This window comes from Listeria floridensis FSL S10-1187 (assembly GCF_000525875.1).
Lineage (GTDB): Bacteria > Bacillota > Bacilli > Lactobacillales > Listeriaceae > Listeria > Listeria floridensis.
This window is the reverse complement of the sequence record NZ_AODF01000046.1, coordinates 1-5,947: the sequence shown is the minus strand read 5'-3', so window position 1 is coordinate 5,947 and position 5,947 is coordinate 1. Positions and strand designations below refer to the sequence as shown.

General features: G+C 38.4%; 6 protein-coding genes. 2 read left to right on the top strand and 4 right to left on the bottom strand.

Annotation, left to right across the window (positions count from 1 at the left end; genetic code table 11):
- Window positions 1–1,993, bottom strand: a 1,993-nt coding sequence (locus MFLO_RS13475) for a leucine-rich repeat domain-containing protein (RefSeq protein WP_162148164.1), incomplete at its 3' end; no start/stop codon positions are given.
- A 292-nt stretch (window positions 1,994–2,285) separates the two neighbouring features.
- Here MFLO_RS13475 and MFLO_RS13470 point away from each other — a divergent pair.
- Entirely contained in the window at window positions 2,286–2,648 is a 363-nt protein-coding gene (locus tag MFLO_RS13470) for a hypothetical protein (protein ID WP_051993679.1), read from the top strand.
- Between the two features lie 306 nt (window positions 2,649–2,954).
- On the opposite strand, the gene MFLO_RS13465 is transcribed toward MFLO_RS13470, so the two are convergent.
- Complete coding sequence (locus MFLO_RS13465) at window positions 2,955–3,140, bottom strand: hypothetical protein (protein ID WP_036098539.1); 186 nt, start codon at window positions 3,138–3,140, stop codon at window positions 2,955–2,957.
- 270 nt (window positions 3,141–3,410) lie between these two features.
- Window positions 3,411–4,598: an IS110 family RNA-guided transposase gene (locus MFLO_RS13460; RefSeq protein WP_036098537.1), complete on the bottom strand. Its 1,188-nt coding sequence runs from the start codon at window positions 4,596–4,598 to the stop codon at window positions 3,411–3,413.
- Window positions 4,599–4,942: 344 nt separating this feature from the next.
- On the opposite strand from MFLO_RS13460, the gene MFLO_RS17290 reads away from it, so the two are divergent.
- Entirely contained in the window at window positions 4,943–5,029 is an 87-nt protein-coding gene (locus MFLO_RS17290) for a putative holin-like toxin (protein ID WP_420912544.1), read from the top strand.
- Between the two features lie 697 nt (window positions 5,030–5,726).
- Here the strand turns inward: MFLO_RS17290 and MFLO_RS15750 are convergent.
- On the bottom strand, window positions 5,727–5,947 hold a 221-nt coding region (locus tag MFLO_RS15750; RefSeq protein WP_036098535.1), incomplete at its 5' end, for an immunoglobulin-like domain-containing protein.

Genomic DNA, 5,947 nt, shown 5'->3' with positions numbered 1-5,947 from the left:
TGGTTGTGGATTCTGGATCTGGGGTTGGCTCAGGAAGTGGATCGACCATAATGGTATCGGCCTTCCACTGTGCATACAGAACAGATTGCGCCGCATCGGACCAGTCTTCTCCTGCCGAAACAGATTTCCCTTGCCCATCAGCTTGTGTATTCCACCCCAAGAACGTATACCCTTCTCGTGTAGGAATCGTCTCGGCAACACGCGCAGGATCCTCTACGGTATAGGATTGATCACTGGGAAGATTCTCCACAACATCGCTGGTATTGGCCTGATACTGAAGGGTGTAGGTCTCTTTCTCCCAAGTAGCTTGTAAGATTATCGGTGCATTCGGCATTTTTTGGGTTGGGAAATTCCAGAACGAAAGCTCCCCGTCTTGTTCGAATGTCCATCCTTTAAACTGGTAGCCTGTTCTCGTGGGAGAATCTGGCTCTTTCACTTTTTCACCTGGAAAGACTAGTTGTTCCGTATCCGAAGCAAGCACTCCCCCCATTGGATCAAAAGTGACCACTTGATCATCCGCAAATTCAATTGGAATCATCATGGAGCCACTGGAAGATGGTGCATCATTAAAATAAGTCTTGGCATAAGTAAGAACACCCTCCTTCACCGCTCTAGCCTGATTCGTCCACAAATTTTTCAAAACAAGTTGGTCTGTAGCTGCATCATAGGATGACACCGTACTGGCAAAACTAGAACTGCCATTGACGGTTCCTTTATCAAGGGCATAGGCTTCACCGTTAAATCCAATAAATGGATTATCAATCCGTATTTCTTCATCTCCTCTGACATAGTGAACGGGAAGTGTCACTCTTTGCCCTGTCAGTTGAAGACCTGGCCGTTGTTCCGGATTTTGAATCACAGAAAAATCCTGTATGGCATTATTGTGTAAACTAATCTTTGTCACCCATGGAAGCTCATTCACAAAGGAAGCATCTGTTAAGGAATTCCCCCCCATGTTCAAGTTTTCCAAATTCGTTAATTGAGTGAAATCAGGAACCTTCCCTAAATAATTCTCGGATAATAACAATTCCTTCAAACTAGTCATTGCCTGGACAGAGCTAAGATCGACATTTTTCGGTAATTTACAGTAATTTAAATTGAGACTTTCCAGCTGAAGCCCTTCTAATGGCGAAATATCTTGGATTGGATTGCTACTTAAATCCAACTCCTTCAGATTTTGCTTTCCACGAAAAGCCTCGATGTTTTGGATCTGATTACCTGCTAGGTTGACATTGATCAAGTTGGACGCATTGGCTAGTCCTGAAATATCTGAAATCTGACTTCCCCTTGCATCCACATAACTTAAGCTCTTCATGCCCGCAAAAAAGGAGGAATCTTGAACGAAATTACTTTGAAAGGTGAAATCATAGACATTCGACAGACTTTCAAGTGGAGACCAATCCGTCACTTGATCATTCGCCGACAAATCCAGCGTCCTCATAGAGGGCTGATAGCGTAGTCCCTCGATATTGGTGAGAGCGCTTCCTGTGATCATCAGATGACTCATTGGCGGAAGCTCTTTCAAAAAATCCAAGTTGGTAAGCCCTGTATTTTCATAGATATCTAGGCTCTCTAAATTCGGTAGTTTTTTCAAATCTTCGATAAAAACACCGCCAGTAATGGTGAGTCCTGCTAATCCAGAAAGCACCTCAATTCCTCGCGTTTGCGTATGAACTAAACTTAACCAGGTAATCTTTTGTAACCTTTCGAGCGACACGAGATCTCCTGTATACATGCCCAAATCATCCGCTACCTTTAATGCAAGGCTACTATTCGTTGGAAACCATTCATCAAAGGTTTTGACCTCGCTTGCTTGTGTGTTGACTTTAGGAGTTGCTTTCGTTTCTTTCTTCTCAGTCGCCACTTCTTGAGAAGTAGTCTGACTCGTAGTGGCTTGTGCTTCCTCGGTCGAAGCCGCTACGGCATAAGGGCTACCCAAACTCACTAATAACGCTGCTGTTGAAACAACGGCCCAACTCTTTTTCATATTCATCTCTTTTCTCCCTTCCATTCCCTCTTCTAACCGTATAAGGTCGCTCCTTTAAGTATATCACCACACACACGTTCCAGTTGTGACTGCTTTGTGAATTCTCAGGCTTGATTCTTCGATTTTTATATCCTTTGGGCACTTTTCTCTTGTGGTCGTGAAACGACCATTTTTCATTGCTAGTCACCCCTATTTTTTTCTTCGCTAGTAAAAAATGGATATTTAATTTTCTTTGTTACCAATATGGTGCTATAATAAAATAAAAAAAGACTCATTCGAAGATGAAAGGAGCTTGACTATGATTTTGACAAAAATGCAGAGACGGGAAAAAATGTGGAAACTATTGAATCAACTCGAACAGGCGCCATCTCCTAAAAAAAGAGACGCCCTTCTTCAAGAGCTGGCCTACTATGAAGCCCTTGGAGATTGGTGCAAAGGATTCCCTTTGACGGTCGAACAAAAACTAGTATTGTTTACCAAAGAAGAATACATCCGCTTACGAGCAACCCATTCAGATACCTGGATAATTCAAGAACTAGACGTTTCTCGTAGCACTTTCTTAATGTGGAAGAAACAACACGGGCTTTCTCGACAGCAGGTTGCCCATCGTTCTCCCACTTATCCCTATCAGAAACCGTCCTTTTTCTTGATCGGGGGCTAATTACTTTTGCTGTGCATCCTAAAATAGTGGAACTATCCAAAAGAAGCATCCACATAAAGGCAAGGGTTTGGATTCCACTAGATCCCTTGCCTTTAAGTTTGAGAAACCTAAAGGCGTGCTTCATTAGCGCGGAGGATTGAACCACTCTTTTACCAAAGCGATTTTTGACACCCTAACTTTACAGGTTCTAAGCCCATTCTTTCTCCCTTTTCCCGTGATAAGTAAGGCTATACCCTAAATTGACACTTCCTTTAAAAAAAAAGAAAAAAATCTAGAACGAAAATGTCCTAGATCTCTTTCTTATTTTTATGAATCATGTAGCGTATCTTCCCACAATCGCAAATCCTCCGGTAGATAATAGAGTTGCTGGTCACTTCCGATGCGCACTAAATATTTCTGTTCCTTTTCCAAGAAGTACACCACTGTTCCTATACTATGTTGCATTACACCTTTTTCAATACGTACCGTATCACCGATTTGAAATGATTTCATTCTACACCCCGCATGGTTGATTTCTTTTTACGTTATTCGTACATGTGTTATACTTATACCTGCAAACGAGTTTCCTACGTTATGTCAAGAATAGAGTATGTTAAGTCTATACCACTTATTCTCTCTTGTATATTTTTACGTTCTAGTAACAGCAAAATTTCTAATTCCAGTTGAATACTTACATTTGAAAAGATAAAAGAACACCTCAAATAAACCTAAGCTTTATCAAAAAAAAATTAGGATATCCGAATATTTAATAATTAAATGAGACTAGTATTTGTACAGTGTTCCATTGATGACCATCGAATGTATGCATTTAAGTAATTTATTAATACAGGCAATAACAGCTACTTTGTGCATTTTTGGACAACCTTCTTTTCTTCTCAAGTAGTAGTAATAGTCAACAATATGGGAACGATAAAATTTTTGGCATCGCAGCATATTTTCAATGGAATAAAATAAAATTTTTCTTAACTGTTTATTTCCCCGTTTATTAATATGCTCTTTTGCTAAGTACTTACCCGACTGGTATCTTTGAATATCTATACCTACGAAAGCATTCAGCTGCTTATTGGTTTTAAATCGATGGATGTTACCCATTTCTGCTACCATTAAAGCTGCTGTTTTTTCTCCTATTCCTGGTATGGACACAATCAATTTAAAATCAGGTAGTAGACTTGCTTTTTCGATAAGTTTCTTTAAAATTTTCTTTTTTTCCAAAACGATTTTTTTTAGCTTTAAATTGTAATATCTTACCTTTTCTACTAAGTAACTGTCCACAGAGCAGGATGGGTACGAATTTTCAGCTTTAGAGATTAAGGTAAGCGCTTTTTCGTCAGCTCTCTTACTGCCTATGTTTGGACATACGCGTAAAATATAATTTTTCAATTCAATTTCAGATAGCTGCAATACATAATCAGGATGTGGAAACCTATCTACCAACTCCAGCGCCAATATGGATGTCATCTTTGTTTGAACATTTGCTATTTCTGGAAATGTTTCTTGTAGCGCTGTATGTAAATAACTTCTTTTAATATTCATGTCAAAATCAATCTCAAAATACATTCTGGCTAGTATTTTTAAGTCAACATAAGCTCGTTCAATTTTAGGCGGCTTTTTCGTCTCTACTCCTAAATAAGCCTTTGCCATTTGATGGGCATCTGTTTTATCCGTTTTATTCCTTCTCAATTTAGACGTTCGCATCTTAACTTCCAATGGATTCAATAAGTGATAGTCTAGTGAATTAAGTTCACAAAATCTTTCCACAGGTTTTGAATATACTCCTGTAGCTTCAAAAATAATTTTGGGTGCTTCCTGAAAAGCGTTAACAATATCCTGTAACTCCAAAAAACCTGCTTTGGTATGCTTGATTTCCTTTTCAACAATAAGCGTTTTTCCGAGATATGCTACAACATAACTTTTGCTCATAGAAACATCTAATGCAATAATACCACCCATATTTCAACCTCCTACTAGTTATAATGGAAAGATATCCTTCACCAATTTGTCCTATTCTTAGTTTCCTATACACGATCTCTGAGATCCAACATACTTTATCCAAGATTTCAAACAAAAGTGAAGGCGGCCTGTTTATGGTAAGAACTCAAGGTCCAATCTCGTTTTCGGCCTTCCTTTCACGTCTCACTATAGTAAAAATAGTGGAGAGAAAAACTCCGTCAAGTTTTCTCTCCACTTATTATAGTATGTTTATGGTGGTGCACAGCCTTTCTTCGCCGGTTCTCCCGGTAGAAAGTTGGTGGTGCTTATGTTGTTTTTAAGCGTTACCCGGAAAGGATAACCTGATGTCTGTTTATGAAGCATTGACGCTTTGCCTGGCTTTTGCTGGTCTCGTCGTTGCCATCTTAAATAGCAAAAATGACAAAAAATAAAATCCACCCATAAGCTTGACGGCTAGGCGGATTTTATCAAATCTTGTTAGGCTGTCACCATCTTAAATGGTATTTGCTGAAGAGTCATGTTCGCGCATGGCTCTTTTTCATTGCTACACCTGAATTCTAGCATTTTTTTTTATTTCTCGTCAACAACTCTGGGCTTCTGTCTACTAAGTAGCGTTTTTCTATAATTTCTCTAAAAGGTCGGGATGATCCCATTCATTGCCGACAACTTCAAGAAAACATGAGACTTCAATTAAGTTATCAAAAAATGCATTGGCTTCTCCATATGTTTTATACCAAAAGTCCCCCTCTAATTCAATAATTACTCCATAACATTGAAATTCTGAATCCTGACAGATATACCTGACTTTCATTCTATGCCTAATCTTGTCTTTGATCCCGTATAAATGAATATTCTGTTCAGTATGGGGTAACTATTCAAAAATTGCCCTCCATTATATGAATGGGGACAATTTTTCTTCCTTTTATATCAAGAGGATAAGATTAAATAATATGACACTTTTATTATACTATAGAAATATAATTTTTTCAAGTATATTGGCGTTTTTAAACTAAAAACTCAACTTGATTCTAAAAAAACATATTCATGTAGCTACGTTCTCTCCATATTTACTGAACATCTTTCTAAAGAATCAAGTATCATTTATATTTTATATACCATAAGCATAATTTAACGCACTACAATTGAAGTTTCTGCACGTTGGGCAAATGTACTATCAACGCCAACTACTTTTACTACATCACTTGCAGATTTAATGAAGTTAGCTGCGTTTGGAATTGTGTAATTTCCACTTCCATCTGTTTGTGCTTGCGTCACAACTGTTCCGTTTACGAATAGACGAACACGAGAAATATCTGCTCCATATGTTCCGGAAATTGTTGTAGATGTTC